Below are 16,039 nucleotides of genomic sequence, written 5' to 3'. Positions count from 1 at the left end.
GGTGAGGCGGCGCCGATGTCGGCATGAAGCAGAAGACGCTGGCAGCTCAGTGAAGAGGGCGGTTCGAGAGCCGCTCTTCCAACACGAATACGACGCTTGGGTCAGCCTGATATTCAACCTGGGCGGCTTTCGCAAGTGCCCCAATCCTTTGTCCAAGCTCAACACCCGTGACTACTCGGGCTGCTGCGATGAGTTCGCAGATATCACGAACGGCGGTGTCGCGGGCTTGGTGGCGCGGCGCAAGGGCGAAATGAAGATGTTTAGGAACAAGGTTTATGACTCGACGCATTGAAACCGTCTGGCTTCTGCTGGCAATTCTGACCGGTCTGCCTAGTGCGGCGCCTGCCCAAGAGCCCAGCGCCCGATTTGCACTGAACGGTCAGTTCAGCCTCGAACAGACAGCAGACATTGAGGATGAAAAGAATCCTGCGAAGCCGCTGCCCATCCGATCCTGGCTGGTGCAGAACAACCGAGCCAAGGTCAGCGCCAACTGTGAACTGGAGTTCAAGGAGCAGCCCTATTACCCGGGCGCTCCATTCCAGCTTCTATTGAAGTCCGGCCTGAAGATCGCCGAAATTGAACGTTTCTTGGCGAAGCGCTTCAACTTCAAGCTCGGCGAGTCGCCAAGGTATTTCGATGTCGAGGCCAGCCCTATGTGCCCCTACGTGGCTAGTAGTCTGCTGCTGGCTAACGGCAAGGCCGTGATGGTTGGGGCGAGCAGTGTTTTTCATGGTCTAAAGTGGGTCGAGGTTGCAGCGGGAGGCTCGGCTCCTGCCCCTGATCTGCTGCTTGGATTGCAGGTCACTCAGCTTCCCTTCAGCCCAGCCCAGTTCGCCGAGAACTGCGAGCAAAAAATTCGCCTCGTCAAAGGTGTGCCGAAGGCGCCGGCGTCCTGCGCTCCCCGGTTTTGGGCGTACACCGCCACACGCGGCTCACGGGAGCCGCTGGCGAAGCTCGTCGGATCCCACGACTACCCAAAGTGGGGCGGCAGAAACGAATCTGGCGACTACGCCAACCCGGTACAGAATGGCCTTCATCCCGTCTTCCTGGTGTTTCGTGCCCATCCGGGCATGTGGGTGCTCAGGGTGGAGGATCTTGAAGGGCGTGGCGAGGCTCGCGACCCCATGTCAGGCGTCTATTTGGTGGTGAAGGACGGTGTCGTCACAGATCAGCTTAACGAGGGCTGTGAACTGGACGTCCAATTGGTGTGCTGCAACAGCCGGTACGAGCCACCGTACACCTTGTTGCCCAGCGGCAAGTTCACACGGTGACAGGACGATGGAACGATTGATTGGCCCCGTTTCCGAAGCTCTGACCACCGGCCCCGACCTCGGCTTCTCCCCCGCCTTCGATGCCATTGCCGAACTGCGCCGCGAAGACGACCCTACGCTCGCCCAGGGCGAATGGGTCACCGAACTCAAGCAGGCCGACTGGCCCGCCGTCATCCGCGCCTGCGAAGACCTGCTGGCCCACCAGACCAAGGACCTGCGCGTGGCCGGCTGGTGGCTGGATGCCGCCGCGCGTGTGCAAGGCCTGCCCGGCCTGGCCGATGGTCTGAGCCTCACGCTCGAACTCATCCGCCGCTTCTGGGACGGCGTGCACCCCCAAGCCGATGGCGGTGACTTCGAAGAGCGCGTCGGTGCCCTGGCCTGGACGCTCAAGCGCGTCGAAGAACTCGCGCCGATCGCTCCCGTCATCCCCATCGGGCGCCTCAAGCTCGGCCTGCGCGACATTGATCACGCACGCCAGCATGGCAGCCTGCCGCAACCGGAGGGCAGCTCCGACGTCCCACCCACTTGGGCCGCGATCCAACGCGCCGTGGCGCAGGCCGGCTTGGCTGCCTTTGACCAGCAACTGGCGGCGCTGGACAGCGCCCGCAGCGCGCTGCAGGCCCTGCAAGCCGAACTGGACCAACGGCTTGGCGACGAAGGCCCGGGCTTTGCGGGTGCGCGCAAGGCGCTGGAGAACGCCGCCGACCAACTGCGCCGCTTGGGCCGCGATGCGGGGCTGGGCACCGCGTCGCCCACGGCGGGTGAAGCCGTGGCAGCGTCGGACGAACCCGGCGTGGCCGCGCCTGTGGCAACTGTCCGCGCCGGCCCCATCCAATCCCGCACCCAGGCCCTGGCCCAGTTGCAGGAAGTCGCCGCCTACTTCCGCCGCACCGAGCCGCACAGCCCGGTGGCCTATCTGGCCGAGAAGGCGGCCCGCTGGGGCGAGATGCCCCTGCACGCCTGGCTGCGCCAAGTGGTCAAGGACCAGGGCGTGCTGGGCAGCCTGGACGAGATGCTGGGGGTGGATCCGGGCAGCGGCCAATAGGTGCTGCCGCGGACACCCTGACACCCCAAACGATCGAACTGCAGCATGACCGAAGAACACAAAGCCCCGCTCCCGACCCAGCCCTCACTGGGCCTGCTGCCCGAGTATTCGTCTCCGACCCAAAAAGTGCCCTGGCACTTCATCGGCTGCCAGCTTGGTGCTGCCCTGTGCTGCATGGTGGCTGCCTACCGCGCCTTCCACATGCAGCCCGGCCTGGGCTGGGGCCTGGGGGCCGGGGCCCTCATGCTGCTTGGCTACGTCGTGCGCAAATTGGAAGACTGAATGGAATGGATCCAGGTGCTGTCGAGACTGCCTGAGTCCGACAAGCGCCAGGCATGCTGACGAGCGCGGCACAACGCCTCCTGCACGGGGTGGCACTCGTGAGCCTGCTGCGCAAACGGACGCGTGCGGCGGGGCCGCAATGAAGCCGCAACACAAGGCTGCTTGGGGTTGCGGAAGTTTGTTCGTGGCGCTCCTCGGGCTCATCCTTGGCATTGAAGAGACGCCCCGCGAGCACGGGACCGAGTACGAGCTGTTCGTCAAGCAGATGCCGACGCTGCAGGTCATCTACCGAAACCCTGCAGTGTGTGGCGAATGTGACGTCGAACCCTTTGCAAGCCTGACTCCGCCCGTCAAGAGCGAGTTCGCGGAGTTCTGCCGAGTGCGGTACGGCATCTCGGAGGTCCGGGCCTGTTATGGCATTTACCTTGAACGGCAGCGCATTGCGAATGAGGGACGCACCGAGGTGCCCAGCCGATCTGAGGCGCACCCGAGCTCGACATCTCGGGTCGACGCAGTAGGAGGTCTGAACTGAGCGTGATCTGTAGGAACCTAGTGCCGAGATGGGATGCCCCATTGGCGCAAGCGCCTGACGAAGCCTGATTTGCCCATGAAGCAAAAACAGATTCCGCTCGCGCCCGGCGGTCGGCCAAGGACGCGCGCCAAGCGCGCTCGGACCAGCCAGCCCGTCTCCAAGGGCAATCAAGTCGAGGGCTCTGCGTCGAGCGGCCTTGAGCCGAGCCCAAGGATGAATGTCCATGTTCACGATCCCGTGCCGCTCGCTCTGCCAGCGTCATTTCCCACGTTGACTGAAGCGCAGTACCGGGAGCTTCGCCAGCGACGCCGCGCCTATCTGGCGGTGATGCTGGCCGCCTTGCTGGCTTTCGCCGCCGTGATCTGGACCGCCATGGAGCTCGACAGCGTGCCGACAGGCGCCGAGCTGCTCTGCGGCTTTCTGCTCTGCAGCTTCGTGTTCCTGCTGGGCTACTGGTGTGTGGGCCGGTGGATGCGCATCCTTCACTGTCCGGCCTGCGATGTGCGGCTCTGGGACTCAGATCCCGAACGCAATCTCGGCCTGTTCGCCCGGGTTTGCCCGCACTGCCACAAGCCCTTTCCGCCGCGGCGTGGTTTCGGCTGAAGCCACGGGGATCAGGCTTTGAGCACACCGTAGCGCGCCAGCGTGCGCCCCCGCGCCTCGGCGTGGTCCACCAGCGGCAGCGGGTAATCCACCCCCAGCCGCAACCCTCCCAATTCGATCGGCCGCGCCGCCCAGGGCGCGTGAATGGCGGCTTCCGGCAGTTCCGCCAACTCGGGCACATAGCGGCGAATGAACGTACCTTGTGCGTCGAACTTCTCGCTCTGCGTCACCGGGTTGAAGATGCGGAACCAGGGTTGGGCGTCGCAGCCGGTGCTGGCGGCCCATTGCCAGCCGCCGTTGTTGCTGGCCAGTTCGAAGTCCAGCAGTTGCTCGGCGAACCAGGCTTCGCCGCGGCGCCAGTCGATTCCCAAGCTCTTGCACAGGAAGCTCGCGGTGACCATGCGCAGGCGGTTGTGCATGTAGCCGGTGCGGGCGAGCTGGCGCATGGCGGCGTCCACCAGCGGGTAGCCGGTGCGGCCCTCGCACCAGGCCTGGAAATGGGAGTCGGCCTGCGGCCCCTGTTCCCATTGCACGGCGGCGTACTCGGGCTTCAGCGGGCCGTCCACCACGCCGGGGTGGTGGTGCAGCACCTGGTGATAGAAGTCGCGCCAGATCAGTTCGCTCAAGAAGATGGCGGCGCCGGGCTCGTCGTGCCGGGCCCAGGCGGCGCGGGCCAGCTCGCGCACGCTGACGAGGCCGAAGCGCAGCGCCGGGCTCAGGTAGCTCGGGCCCTTCTGGGCCGGGAAGTCACGGCGCTCGGCGTAGGCATGTAGGCGCTCGTGCAGGAACTCGGCCGCTTGCTCGCGGGCCTGGCGCGCGCCGCCGCGAAAGCGCGCGTCCAGGTCGGTGGGCTCGAAGCCGAGCTCGCGCAGGCTGGGCAGGCCCGTGGCCAGCGGGGAGGGCGCCAGCTGTTGCAGCTGCGGTGTGCGCTCGGCCAGGCGTTCCGCCCGCTCGGCCTGCAGGGCCTTGAGCCAGGCGTTTTTGTAGGGCGTGAACACGGTGTAGGGCCGGCCCTGGCCGGTGAGCAGCTCGCGGCGCTCGAACACGGTCACGTCCTGTACTGACTCCACCTGCACGCCCAGCGGCAGCGCAGCGCGCACCGCCTGGTCGCGCGTCAGCGCGAAAGGGTCGTCGTCGTGGGCGTAGACCAGGCGCGTGGCACCGATCTGAGCCATCAGCTGCGGAATCCACTCACGCGCGCGGCCATGGCGCACGATCAGCCCGCAGCCGCGCTCGCGCAGCTGGGCTTCGAGTTCCTGCAGGGCGCAGTGAATCAGCTCGACGCGCCGGTCGTGCCGCGGCAGGGCGTCGAGGATCTCGGTGTCGAACACGAAGGCCAGCAGCACCGGGGCGCCGCTACGGCAGGCCAGCTCCAAGGCGGCGTGGTCGTGCAGGCGCAGGTCGCGGCGCAGCCAGACGAGGGTGGGCTCAGGGTTTGCCATGGGGCGCGAGTGTCGCCCTCAATAGAATGCCCCCATGCCCAAGGCCGAGATGGACCTCACCAACCAGTTTTTGATCGCCATGCCCGGCATGGCCGATGACACGTTTGCGGGGGCGGTGGTTTATCTGTGCGAGCACAACGACCAGGGCGCGCTGGGCTTGGTTATCAACAAGCCGATCGACTTGACGCTGGACGGATTGTTCGAAAAGGTCGATCTGAGTCTGGCACGCGAGGACCTGAAGGGCACGCCGGTGTACTTCGGGGGGCCGGTGCAGACCGAGCGCGGCTTCGTGCTGCACGAGCGCCTGGATGAGGAGGGCGGCCACTACAACGCCACCTTGGCCATCCCCGGCGGGCTGGAGATGACCACCAGCCGCGATGTGCTGGAGGCCCTGAGCCATGGCGCCGGCCCGCGCAAGCTGCTGGTCACGCTGGGCTACAGCGGCTGGAGTGCCGGCCAGCTGGAAGAGGAGATCGGTCGCAACGGCTGGCTGACAGTGGATGCCAAGCCCGAGCTGATCTTCGACACCCCGGTGGAGCAGCGCTACGAAAAGGCCCTGGCCCTGCTGGGGATCGACCCGCGCATGCTCAGCCAAGAGGCTGGGCACGCATGAGTCCGCAAAGCTTGCTGGCCTTTGACTTTGGGCTCAAGCGCGTGGGTGTGGCCAGTGGCAACCGCCTGACCGGCACCGCCACGCCGCTGACCACGCTGCATGCCCAGGGCAAGGCGGTGTTCGCACCCATCGAGGCCCTGCTGAAGGAATGGCAGCCCGACGCCCTGGTGGTGGGCATCCCCCGCCACCCCGACGGGGCGCCGCACGCGATGACGGCGGCAGCCCAAAAATTCGCGGCCTCCCTCAGAGGCCGTTTTCACAAGCCCGTGTTCGAGGTCGACGAGCGCTACACCAGCGTCGAGGCCGAGTCCTACGGGGCGCGCGATGTGGACGCCGCCGCGGCGGCCCTGATCCTGGAGCAATACATGCGGGAGCACGCAGCATGAGTGCCTTGGCGCTGGACGCCGAAACCCTGTACGCGGAGCTGCTGACGCAGGTTCGCGCCTTTCTGACGCGCCCGGACTGGGTGGGTGCCCAGCTGGTCGGCATCTGGAGCGGCGGCGCCTGGCTGGCCGAGCGCCTGCAGCGCGATCTGGGCCGACCCGGCAGCCCGGGCGTGATCAGCAGCCGCCTGCACCGCGACGACTTCGGCGCCCGCGGCCTGGCCGCCACCGCCGATGCGACCAAGCTCACGCAGTCCATTGACGGCGCGCCCATCCTGCTGATCGACGACGTGCTCTGGACCGGCCGCACCACGCGCGCGGTGCTGAACGAGCTGTTCGACTTCGGTCGCCCAGCCCGCGTGGCCCTGGCCGTGCTGGTGGACCGCAACGGCCGTGAGCTGCCCATGCAGGCCGAGCTGGCCGCCGCGCGCATCAGCCTGCCGGCCCACCAGCGCCTGCACCTGAAGAAGGACGGTGAATCCTTCGTCCTCGAAGTGGAGACCGTCTGATGCTCAGCAAACGCCACCCGCAACTGAACAAGAACGGCGAGCTGATCCACCTGCTCTCGATCGAGGGCCTGCCCAAGGCCGTCATCGAGCACATCCTGGACACCGCCTCGACCTTCGTCTCGGTCAGCGACCGCGACGTCAAGAAGGTGCCGCTGCTGCGCGGCAAATCGGTCTTCAACTTGTTCTTTGAGAACAGCACGCGCACCCGCACGACCTTCGAGATCGCCGCCAAGCGCCTTAGCGCCGATGTGCTGAACCTCGACATCGCGCGCAGTTCCACGGCCAAGGGCGAGACCCTGCTGGACACGGTGGCCAACCTGTCCGCCATGCACGCCGACATGTTCGTCGTGCGCCACTCGGAATCGGGCGCGCCCTACCTGATCGCCCAGCACTGCGCCCCGCATGTGCATGTCGTGAACGCCGGTGACGGCCGCCACTCGCACCCCACCCAGGGCCTGCTCGACATGTACACGATCCGCCACTACAAGCGCGATTTCACGCAGCTGTCGGTGGCCATCGTCGGCGACATCCTGCACTCGCGCGTGGCGCGCTCGGACATCCATGCGCTCAGCACCCTGGGCGTGCCCGACATCCGCGCCGTCGGCCCCAAGACCCTGGTGCCGGGCGACCTGCGCGAGATGGGCGTGCGCGTCTGCCACGACTTGGAAGAGGGCATCCGCGGCTGCGACGTCGTCATCATGCTGCGCTTGCAGAACGAACGCATGAGCGGCGCCCTGCTGCCCAGCAGTGGCGAGTACTTCCAGCGCTACGGCCTGACCGAGGAGCGCCTGCAGCTGGCCAAGCCGGATGCCATCGTCATGCACCCGGGGCCGATCAACCGCGGCGTCGAGATCGACTCGGCGGTGGCCGATGGGCCGCACAGCGTGATCCTGCCGCAGGTCAGCTTCGGCATTGCAGTCCGCATGGCGGTGATGGCCATCCTGGCAGGGAATGAAGCATGAGCAAGGTTCTGTTTGAGGGCGCACGCCTGATCGACCCCGCCAGCGGCCTGGACCGCGTGGGCGACCTGGCCGTGGATGACGGTCGCATCGTCGGCGTGGGCGCCGCGCCTGCGGGCTTCACGCCGGACCAACGCGTGCCCGCCCAGGGCGCGGTGCTGGCGTCCGGCCTGATCGATTTGCATGCGCGCCTGCGTGGCAGCGGCTCGGCGCTGGAAGGTGGCATCGAGTCCGAGCTGCGTGCGGCGGTGGCCGGTGGCGTCACCACGCTGGTGTGCCCGCCCGATACCGACCCCGTGCTGGACGAACCCGGCCTGGTGGAGATGCTGATGCAGCGCACCCAGCGCGCCGGCCTGAGCCGGGTGCTGCCGCTGGGCGCCTTGACGCGCGGCCTGACTGGCGAGGTGCTGGCCGAGATGGGCGGCCTCACACAGGCCGGCTGCGTGGGCCTGGCGCAGGCTGAAAAGCCGGTGCGCAACACCTCGGTGCTGTGGCGCGCGCTGCAGTACGCGGCCAGCTTCGGTCACAAGGTGTGGCTGCGCCCGCAGGATGCCTTCCTGAGCGGCGGCGTGGCGGCCAGCGGCCCGCTGGCCACGCGCCTGGGTCTCTCCGGCGTGCCGGCCATGGCGGAAAGCATCGCCCTGCACACCCTCTTTGAGCTGATGCGCGCCACCGGCGCGGCGGTGCATGTGCAGCGCCTCTCCACCTTGCAGGGCGTGGCCCTGCTGCGCGCCGCCAAGGCCGAGGGCCTGGCCGTCACGGCCGATGTGTCGGTGCACTCGCTGCACCTGATCGACCAGGACATCGGTTTCTTCGACACCACCGCGCGCCTGGAGCCGCCGCTGCGCCAGCAACGCGACCGCGAGGCCCTGCGCGCCGCACTGGCCGATGGCACCGTGGATGCGCTGGTCTCCGACCATGTGCCGGTGGATGCCGACGGCAAGGCCCTGCCCTTTGCCGAAGCCACGCCGGGCGCCAGCGCGGTGGAGTTGCTGCTCGGCCTGGCCCTGCACTGGGGCAATCAGGCCGGCCTGAGCTTGCAGCAGGCGCTGGCCCCGCTGACCGTCCGCGCGGCGGATGTCCTGGGCAGCCCGGCCGGCCGCTTGTGCGAAGGGGCGCCGGCGGACCTGTGCCTGTTCGACCCTGCCGCCCGCTGGCCCGTGACGGCCGAGGCCCTGCGCAGCCGCGCCAAGCACACGCCCTTTGCCTTCGAGCGCTGCGGCATGGAACTGCCCGGCCGCGTGCTGGGCACCTGGGTGGCCGGGCGGCAGGTGCACGGCGGCGAATGAGGGCGCTGCTCGGCGCCTGGCGCCTGCTGCGCGTCGTGGCCCATGTGTTCGTGGGCATCGCCGTGCTGGCGCTGCTGTTCCCGCGCCGGGATGCGGTGGGGCGCCAGTGGCATATCCAGCACTGGAGCGCCGGGCTGTTGCGCTGCCTGGGCCTGCGGCTCACCGTGCAGCAGCAGGCGGCGGTGGCGCCGGCCAGCTTCATCGTGCTGAATCACATCAGCTGGCTGGACATCGCCTGCGTGCACGCGGCCCTGCCGCAGGCGCGCTTCGTGTCCAAGGCCGATGTGCGGCATTGGCCGCTGATCGGCTGGATGGTGGCCGCCGCCGGCACGCTGTTCATTGAACGCGAGCGCAAGCGCGATGCCTTACGCGTGGTGCACCACTGCGCGGAAGCCCTGAAGGCCGGCGACACCGTGGCCGTGTTCCCGGAGGGCACCACCGGCACCGGGCCGGAGCTGCTGCCCTTTCACGCCAACTTGCTGCAGGCGGCGGTGACGGTGGACGCCCCGCTGCAGCCCTTGGCGCTGCGCTTCCATGCGCCAGGCGAGCGCTTTGCCAGCGCCACGCAGTTCGTCGGCCAGACCACGCTGCTGCAATCGGTGTGGCGCATCGCCACGTCGCGCGGGCTGCAGGCCGAACTCAAGATCCTGCCGGCCATTGATACGCAGGGCCTGGAGCGACGCGTGTTGGCCGAAGTGGCGCGCGAGCGCATCCAGGCCGAGCTGTAGCGGCGATGGGCACGCTGGAAGTCGACTTCCTCGTGCTCGGTGCCGGCACCGCCGGCTGCCTGCTGGCCAACCGCCTGAGCCGCGACCCGCGCCACACGGTGCTGCTCGTCGAGGCCGGCGGGCCCGACCGCTCGCCCTGGGTCAAGGTGCCGGTCGGCTACCTGAAGGCCATTGGCCATCCGCGCCTGGACTGGGGCTACTTCACCGAACCCGAGCCCGGCCTGCATGGGCGCGCGCTGCGCTACCCGCGCGGCAAGGTGCTGGGCGGCTGCTCCAGCATCAACGGCATGATTTACATGCGCGGCCAGGCCGGTGATTACGCCGACTGGGCGCGCGCCACGGCCAGCGCCGAATGGGACTGGCCCCAGGTGCTGCCCGACTTCCTGGCCCATGAGGACCTGCACGAGCCGCGCGCCGGCCACGCGCAGGGTGGCGAATGGCGTGTCGAGCGCCAGCGCCTGCGCTGGGACATCCTGGAGGATTTCATCCAGGCCGCGCAGCAAGCCGGCATACCACCCGCCGCCGACTTCAACGGCGGCGACAACGAAGGGGTCGGCTACTTCGAGGTCAACCAGCGTGCTGGCTGGCGCTGGAACGCCGCCCAGGCCTTTCTGCATCCCGTGCGCAACCGGTGCAACCTGCGCCTGTGGACGGACACACCCGCGCTCTCGCTGTGGATCGAGAACGGCCGCTGCCAGGGTGCCGACGTGCTGCACCAGGGCCAGCGCGTGCGGGTGCGCGTGCATCGCGAGGTGCTGCTGGCGCTGGGGGCCATCGGCACGCCGCAACTTTTGCAGCTCTCGGGCATCGGCCCCGGGGATCTGCTGCAGCGTCTGGGTATTCCGATCACGCTGGAGCGCCCGGCGGTGGGCGCGAACCTGCAGGACCATCTGCAGCTGCGCGCGGTCTATCAGGTGCAGGGCGCGCGCACGCTCAACACACTTTCGCGCAGCTGGGCGGGGCGCTTGGGCATGCTGTGGGATTACGCGCTGCACCGTGGCGGCCCCTTGAGCATGGCGCCTTCGCAGCTGGGCCTGTTCACGCGCAGCCGGCCCGAAGAGGCGCGGCCGGACCTGGAATTCCATGTGCAGCCGCTCAGCCTGCCGGCCTTCGGTCAGCCGCTGGATGCCTTTCCGGCCATCACGGCCAGCGTCTGCCAGCTCAACCCCAGCAGCCGCGGCACGGTGCAGATCCGCTCACCCGACCCGCTGCAGGCTCCGGCCATTGCGCCCAACTACCTGAGCACCGCACACGACCGCCAAGTGGCGGCCGACGCGCTGCGCGTGGTGCGGCGCATCCTGGCCCAGCCCGCCTTGGCGAAGTACGCACCGCAGGAGCTCAAGCCCGGTCCGGCCTGCCAGAGCGATGCCGAACTGGCCGAGCAGGCCGGCCACATTGGCACCACCATCTTTCACCCCGTGGGCACGGCGCGCATGGGTGGCGATGCGGACGCGGTGGTGGACGCCCGCCTGCGCCTGCGTGGCCTCAGCGGCCTGCGCGTGGCCGACGCGAGCGTGATGCCCAGCATCACGCGCGGCAACACCGCCAGCCCCACCTTGATGATTGCGGAGAAGGCGGCGCGCTTCGTGCTGCAGGATCAGGCCGACTTGCCCTGACTCGCGACCTTGGCGGCCGCGGCGGCAATCGCTTCGGCGTCACCCAGGTAGTAGCTCTTGATCGGCTTCAGATCCGCATCCAGCTCGTACACCAGCGGAATGCCGTTGGGGATGTTCAGGCCCACGATGTCGCTGTCCGAGATGCCGTCCAGGTGCTTGATCAGCGCGCGCAGCGAGTTGCCATGCGCAGCGATCAGCACGCGCTGGCCGCTCTTGATCATGGGCGCGATTTCGTCGTTCCAGTAGGGAATGACGCGCGCCACGGTGTCCTTCAGGCACTCGGTCAGCGGCACATCCACGCCGGCATAGCGGCGGTCGCCCCGCTCGCTGCGCGGGTCGTCGGCGGCCAGCGGGGGCGGCGGCACATCGTAGGAACGGCGCCACACCAGCACCTGCTCGTCACCGTACTTCTGCGCGGTTTCGGTCTTGTTCAGGCCCTGCAGGCCGCCGTAGTGGCGCTCGTTCAGGCGCCAGTCGTTGCGGATCGGCAACCAGGTGCGCTCCAGACCGTCCAGGCAATGCCAGAGCGTCCAGATGGCGCGGCTCAGCACCGAGGTGTAGGCGATGTCGAAGTCGTAGCCCTCGGCCTTGAGCAGTTGGCCGGCGGCCTGGGCCTGGGCCACGCCGGTGGCGGTCAGGGGCACATCGGTCCAGCCGGTGAAGCGGTTGTCGAGATTCCAGGTCGATTCGCCGTGGCGCAGCAGGACGAGCTTGTGCATGGTCAAAGACGGGTGAGGGAACAAGGGGGCAGATTCTAGGAAGCGCGCCCCGGGGGAAATCCCAAGCTTCGGGTGGTCAAGCGCGAAGCAGGGCCGGCATAAAGTCGGCGCAAAGGGTGGTAGAGGCCTGGCACACAAGGCCCTTTGACTGGAGCGAATCTCATGAAGGTCAAGACCCGTATCTGGACATTGCCCCTGGGTGCTGCGGTGCTGTTTGCGCTCGGCATCATCGTGCTGGTGGCGATGTCCGCCCGCACCTCGGCCGTGATCCAGGAAGTTGGCGATGCCGACTACCCCTACATGGACCAGACCACGCAATTCAGCGGCCACTTGGAAGCGCTGGTGGGGCTGGTGCAAAGCGCCGTGGCCGAAGGCGAGAAGAAGCGCCTGGAGGAGGCCGCGCAGCGGGCGGGCGAGCTGCGCAAGCTGCTCACCAGCCTGAAGGCCCTGCCGCGCCACGCCGACACCACGGCCAAGCTGACGAAGGACTTCGAGTCCTACTACACCAGCGCCATCGCGGCAGCCGAGACGCTGATGGACATCCGCCAGGGCGACAGCAACGCGGCCGTCAAGGCGATGCAGGAGACGCTGAAGTCGCTCAACACCAGCCTGGCCGAGGCCCGCAAGTTGGCGCGCGAGGGTTTCGATGCCGGCCTGGCTGGCGCGCGTGACGGCGTGAGCCGCGGCGTCTACCTGACGATCGCGCTGGGCGTGGTCATCGTGCTGGCCTTGGGCGTGGGCAGCTGGTGGGTGATCGGCATGGTCTGGCGCCAGTTGGGCGGCGAGCCCGAGTACGCCAGCGACGTGATCCACCGCATGGCCGAGGGCGATCTGTCGCAGGACATCCGCGTGGCGCCCGGCGCCAGCGGCAGTCTGCTGTCGGCGGTGCAGGACATGTCACAGGGCTTGTCCGCCATCGTGCGCAATGTGCGCAGCGGCACCGACTCCATCACCACCGCCTCGCAGGAAATCGCCATCGGCAACCAAGATCTCTCGGTGCGCACCGAAAAGCAGGCCGGCTCGCTCGAATCCACCTCGTCCACCATGCGCACGCTCACCGAGGCCGTGCGCCACAGCGCCGATGCCGCGCGTCAGGCCAACCAGATGGCCGGCTCGGCCGCCGAGGTGGCGCAGCGCGGCGGGGCCGTGGTGTCCCAGGTCGTCAGCACCATGGAGGACATCAATACCAGCTCCAAGAAGATCGCCGACATCATTGGTGTCATCGACGGCATCGCCTTCCAGACCAACATCCTGGCGCTGAATGCCGCCGTGGAAGCGGCGCGGGCGGGCGAGCAGGGCCGCGGCTTTGCGGTGGTGGCGGGCGAGGTGCGCTCGCTGGCGGGCCGCAGCGCCGAGGCCGCCAAGGAGATCAAGAGCCTGATCGGCGCCAGCGTCGAGCGCGTGGAATCCGGCAGCCGCCTGGTGCAGGACGCCGGCAAGACCATGGGCGAGATCGTGGCCAGCGTGCAGCGCGTCACCGACATCATTGGCGAGATCACCGCGGCCTCCAGCGAGCAAAGCGAGGGCATCGGCCAGGTCAACGAGGCCATCATGCAGATCGACCAGATGACGCAGCAGAACGCCGCGCTGGTGGAGCAGGCCGCCGCCGCGGCCAGCAGCCTGGAGCAGCAGGCGCAGGGGCTGCAGCAGGCGGTTTCGACCTTCAAGCTCTGAGGGTTCCACCGGCCCTCCTAAAATCGCGCCCTTTTTTGCCTGGGGCGCCGTCGTGCTCGACTTTCTGATCAAAAACTGGTTCTTGGTGCTGATGGCCCTGGGCTCCGGCCTGGCTCTGCTGTGGCCCAGCCTGTCGGGCAAGACAAATGGCGTGTCCACCGCCGAGGCGGTGCGCCTGATGAACCGCGAGAAGGCGGTGCTGATCGACGTCTCCGAGCCGGCCGAATTTGCCGCCGGCCATGCCAGCGGCGCACGCAACCTGCCGCTCGGTCAGATCGAGGCCGGCGCCAAGGGCCTGCCCTCGAACAAGACCCTGCCCCTGGTGCTGCTGTGCGTCAGCGGCGCGCGCGCCAATCGTGCTGCCCAGCTGCTGCGCAAGCTCGGGCATGAAAACGTGGTGGTGGTGGCAGGCGGCATGAACGCCTGGCGCGAGGCCAATCTGCCGACCGAGAAGGTGGCCGCGGCATGAACAAGGTGCTGATGTACACCACGCAGGTCTGCCCCTACTGCGTGCGCGCCAAGCAGTTGCTCAAGCAGCGCGGGGTCGAGCAGATCGAGGAGATCCGCATCGACCTGGACCCGGTGCAACGGGCCCAGATGATGGAGCGCACCGGCCGTCGCACCGTGCCGCAGATCTACATCGGCGACACCCATGTGGGTGGCTGCGACGACCTGATGGCGCTGGACCAGCGCGGCGGCCTGCTGCCACTCCTGAACGCCGCCTGATAATCCGGCGCTTTGCCGCCGGGGCATCCCCCGGCCCTCCACCGAAAGCATTCCATGTCCGACGACAACCTCCAGCCCGTGTTCAACATCCAGCGCATGTACCTGAAGGACCTGTCGCTGGAGCAACCCAACGCCCCCGCCAGCCTGCTGGAGCAGGGCCAACCTCAGGTCGACATCAACCTGACCCTGGCCGCCCAGCCCGTCGCTGAAGGCGTGTTCGAAGTGGCCGTCACCGCCACCGTGACCACCAAGGTCAACGACAAGGTGCTGTTCCTGATCGAGGCCAAGCAGGCTGGCATCTTCGAGATCCGCAACCTGCCCGACGAGCAGCTCGAAGGCATCCTGGGCATCGTCTGCCCGCAGATGATCTACCCCTACCTGCGCGCCGTCGTCTCCGACATGTGCACCCGCGCCGGCTTCCCGCCGGTGCTGCTGACGGAAGTGAACTTCCAGGCCATGTTCGAAGCCCAGCAGCAGGCGCGTGCCGAGCAGGCCGCCGGTGCCACGACCAACTGATTGACCCCTGCACAATGAAAGCGCGCCAGCCGGCGCGCTTTTTTCTTTGCGTTTATGAAGATCACTGTCTTGGGAGCGGGGGCCTGGGGCACCGCCCTGGCCATCCAGGCCGCCGCCCGGCACGAGGTGCGCTTGTGGGCGCGCGACGCCGAGCAGGCCGCCGCCATGAGCACAGAGCGGCTCAACCGCCGCTACCTGCCGGGCTCGGCCCTGCCGCCGGCCCTGTTCGTCACGCCTGACCGGGCCGCGGCGCTGGCGGGCACCGAGCTCATCATCGTCGGCACGCCCATGGCGGGCCTGCGCGAGTGTCTGCAGGCCTGCGCGGGCCGCACGCCGCTGCTCTGGCTGTGCAAGGGTTTCGAGGCCGGTAGCGGTCTGCTGGGCCATGAGATCGCCCGCGAGCTCGGGCGCGCCCACGCCGGCGTGCTGTCCGGCCCCAGCTTCGCGCAGGAAGTGGCGCGCGGCCAGCCCACGGCCTTGGTAGCGGCAGCCGAAGACCCCAGCGTGGCCGAGGCAGCGGTGCAGGCCTTCCATGGCGAGCGCCTGCGCATCTACACCTCGGCCGACCCGGTGGGCGTGGAGGTGGGTGGCGCGGTGAAGAACGTCATGGCGATTGCGGGTGGCGTGGCCGATGGCCTGCGCGAGCGCGCGGAGATCGAGCAGGCCTGGAGCGAGGCGCCGGGTCTGAACGCCCGCGCCGCCTTGCTGACGCGTGGCCTGGCCGAGATGACCCGCCTCGGCCTGGCCCTGGGCGCGCGCGCCGAGACCTTCCTGGGTCTTTCCGGGCTGGGGGACTTGGTGCTCACCGCCACCGGCGAGCTCAGCCGCAACCGCCGCGTCGGTGTGCTGCTGGCGCAGGGCCTGAGCCTGGCGCAGGCCCTGGCCCAGCTCGGCCATGTGGCCGAGGGCGTGTACAGCGCCCGCACAGTGCTGGAGCGTGGCCAGAAGCTGGGCCTGGAGCTGCCCATCACCGCCACCGTGGTGGCCTTGCTGGAAGGGCGCCTGAGCCCGAGCCAGGCGCTGAACCTGCTGATGACCCGGGACCCGCGCGCAGAACTTTAGCCAGCGGGGCTGTGCTGGTGATCACATCGGCCAGCCGGGGGCGGTGCGAACATCGCGCCCGTTTTCCAGG

At 68.3% G+C, this 16,039-nt stretch carries 20 protein-coding genes; 18 read left to right on the top strand and 2 right to left on the bottom strand.

The features are described from left to right. The first annotated feature begins 1 nt into the window (after position 1). The 6 genes from I7X39_RS23835 (at position 2) to I7X39_RS18360 (ending at position 3,733) form a co-directional block, all read left to right on the top strand. Positions 2–292, top strand: coding sequence for a glycoside hydrolase family protein (locus I7X39_RS23835; protein ID WP_375140803.1), 291 nt, complete (start codon positions 2–4; stop codon positions 290–292). Then, positions 276–1,271, top strand: a complete 996-nt coding sequence (locus tag I7X39_RS18380; protein ID WP_198112629.1) for a hypothetical protein — start codon at positions 276–278, stop codon at positions 1,269–1,271. Before I7X39_RS23835 ends, I7X39_RS18380 begins: the two co-directional genes overlap by 17 nt. A gap of 7 nt (positions 1,272–1,278) precedes the next feature. After that, positions 1,279–2,316 (top strand): type VI secretion system protein TssA, encoded by a 1,038-nt coding sequence (gene tssA / locus I7X39_RS18375; RefSeq protein ID WP_198112628.1) that lies wholly within the window; start codon positions 1,279–1,281, stop codon positions 2,314–2,316. A gap of 45 nt (positions 2,317–2,361) precedes the next feature. Beyond that, positions 2,362–2,598 carry a hypothetical protein gene (locus tag I7X39_RS18370; protein ID WP_198112627.1) on the top strand — a complete coding sequence of 79 codons (237 nt, stop codon included), beginning with the start codon at positions 2,362–2,364 and terminating at the stop codon, positions 2,596–2,598. A 139-nt stretch (positions 2,599–2,737) separates the two neighbouring features. Further along, on the top strand, positions 2,738–3,130 hold the full coding sequence (locus tag I7X39_RS18365; RefSeq protein WP_198112626.1) for a hypothetical protein: 393 nt from the start codon (positions 2,738–2,740) through the stop codon (positions 3,128–3,130). 75 nt (positions 3,131–3,205) lie between these two features. Next, entirely contained in the window at positions 3,206–3,733 is a 528-nt protein-coding gene (locus tag I7X39_RS18360; RefSeq protein WP_198112625.1) for a hypothetical protein, read from the top strand. 11 nt (positions 3,734–3,744) lie between these two features. On the opposite strand, the gene I7X39_RS18355 is transcribed toward I7X39_RS18360, so the two are convergent. Then, entirely contained in the window at positions 3,745–5,175 is a 1,431-nt protein-coding gene (locus I7X39_RS18355) for a cryptochrome/photolyase family protein (RefSeq protein WP_198112624.1), read from the bottom strand. A gap of 34 nt (positions 5,176–5,209) precedes the next feature. On the opposite strand from I7X39_RS18355, the gene I7X39_RS18350 reads away from it, so the two are divergent. Genes I7X39_RS18350 through I7X39_RS18320 form a run of 7 tightly spaced genes read left to right on the top strand, consistent with a single transcriptional unit; the run spans position 5,210 to position 11,272 of the window. After that, the gene (locus I7X39_RS18350; RefSeq protein WP_198112623.1) at positions 5,210–5,788 is read left to right on the top strand and encodes a YqgE/AlgH family protein; all 579 of its coding nucleotides are present in this window, start codon (positions 5,210–5,212) and stop codon (positions 5,786–5,788) included. Beyond that, complete coding sequence (ruvX, locus tag I7X39_RS18345) at positions 5,785–6,174, top strand: Holliday junction resolvase RuvX (RefSeq protein ID WP_198112622.1); 390 nt, start codon at positions 5,785–5,787, stop codon at positions 6,172–6,174. The genes I7X39_RS18350 and ruvX overlap by 4 nt, the downstream gene beginning before the upstream one ends. Continuing rightward, on the top strand, positions 6,171–6,680 hold the full coding sequence (gene pyrR, locus I7X39_RS18340) for a bifunctional pyr operon transcriptional regulator/uracil phosphoribosyltransferase PyrR (RefSeq protein ID WP_198112621.1): 510 nt from the start codon (positions 6,171–6,173) through the stop codon (positions 6,678–6,680). The genes ruvX and pyrR overlap by 4 nt, the downstream gene beginning before the upstream one ends. Next, positions 6,680–7,642 (top strand): aspartate carbamoyltransferase catalytic subunit, encoded by a 963-nt coding sequence (locus tag I7X39_RS18335; RefSeq protein WP_198112620.1) that lies wholly within the window; start codon positions 6,680–6,682, stop codon positions 7,640–7,642. Before pyrR ends, I7X39_RS18335 begins: the two co-directional genes overlap by 1 nt. Continuing rightward, positions 7,639–8,928: a dihydroorotase gene (locus tag I7X39_RS18330; RefSeq protein WP_198112619.1), complete on the top strand. Its 1,290-nt coding sequence runs from the start codon at positions 7,639–7,641 to the stop codon at positions 8,926–8,928. Before I7X39_RS18335 ends, I7X39_RS18330 begins: the two co-directional genes overlap by 4 nt. After that, the gene (locus I7X39_RS18325) at positions 8,925–9,656 is read left to right on the top strand and encodes a lysophospholipid acyltransferase family protein (protein ID WP_198112618.1); all 732 of its coding nucleotides are present in this window, start codon (positions 8,925–8,927) and stop codon (positions 9,654–9,656) included. The genes I7X39_RS18330 and I7X39_RS18325 overlap by 4 nt, the downstream gene beginning before the upstream one ends. A 5-nt stretch (positions 9,657–9,661) precedes the next feature. Continuing rightward, positions 9,662–11,272, top strand: coding sequence for a GMC family oxidoreductase (locus tag I7X39_RS18320; RefSeq protein WP_198112617.1), 1,611 nt, complete (start codon positions 9,662–9,664; stop codon positions 11,270–11,272). On the opposite strand, the gene gpmA is transcribed toward I7X39_RS18320, so the two are convergent. After that, on the bottom strand, positions 11,254–11,991 hold the full coding sequence (gpmA, locus tag I7X39_RS18315) for a 2,3-diphosphoglycerate-dependent phosphoglycerate mutase (RefSeq protein WP_198112616.1): 738 nt from the start codon (positions 11,989–11,991) through the stop codon (positions 11,254–11,256). The two genes, I7X39_RS18320 and gpmA, sit on opposite strands and share 19 nt — an antisense overlap. A gap of 162 nt (positions 11,992–12,153) precedes the next feature. Here gpmA and I7X39_RS23730 point away from each other — a divergent pair, with 162 nt between their 5' ends. The 5 genes from I7X39_RS23730 (at position 12,154) to I7X39_RS18290 (ending at position 15,969) form a co-directional block, all read left to right on the top strand. Beyond that, entirely contained in the window at positions 12,154–13,665 is a 1,512-nt protein-coding gene (locus I7X39_RS23730) for a methyl-accepting chemotaxis protein (RefSeq protein ID WP_198112615.1), read from the top strand. Between the two features lie 91 nt (positions 13,666–13,756). Further along, the gene (locus tag I7X39_RS18305) at positions 13,757–14,134 is read left to right on the top strand and encodes a rhodanese-like domain-containing protein (protein WP_198112656.1); all 378 of its coding nucleotides are present in this window, start codon (positions 13,757–13,759) and stop codon (positions 14,132–14,134) included. Continuing rightward, positions 14,131–14,391: a glutaredoxin 3 gene (grxC, locus tag I7X39_RS18300; RefSeq protein WP_198112614.1), complete on the top strand. Its 261-nt coding sequence runs from the start codon at positions 14,131–14,133 to the stop codon at positions 14,389–14,391. Before I7X39_RS18305 ends, grxC begins: the two co-directional genes overlap by 4 nt. 54 nt (positions 14,392–14,445) lie before the next feature. Beyond that, positions 14,446–14,907 carry a protein-export chaperone SecB gene (gene secB, locus I7X39_RS18295; RefSeq protein WP_198112613.1) on the top strand — a complete coding sequence of 154 codons (462 nt, stop codon included), beginning with the start codon at positions 14,446–14,448 and terminating at the stop codon, positions 14,905–14,907. A gap of 54 nt (positions 14,908–14,961) precedes the next feature. Continuing rightward, a complete protein-coding gene (locus I7X39_RS18290; RefSeq protein ID WP_198112612.1) occupies positions 14,962–15,969 on the top strand; it encodes an NAD(P)H-dependent glycerol-3-phosphate dehydrogenase in 1,008 nt (335 codons plus the stop codon). Positions 15,970–16,039 lie beyond the last annotated feature (70 nt).

Origin of the sequence: Inhella proteolytica, assembly GCF_016093275.1 — a bacterium.
Taxonomy (GTDB): Bacteria; Pseudomonadota; Gammaproteobacteria; order Burkholderiales; family Burkholderiaceae_C; genus Inhella; species Inhella proteolytica.
The sequence above is the reverse complement of the archived record's forward strand: the minus strand, read 5'-3'. Positions and strand labels throughout refer to the sequence as shown.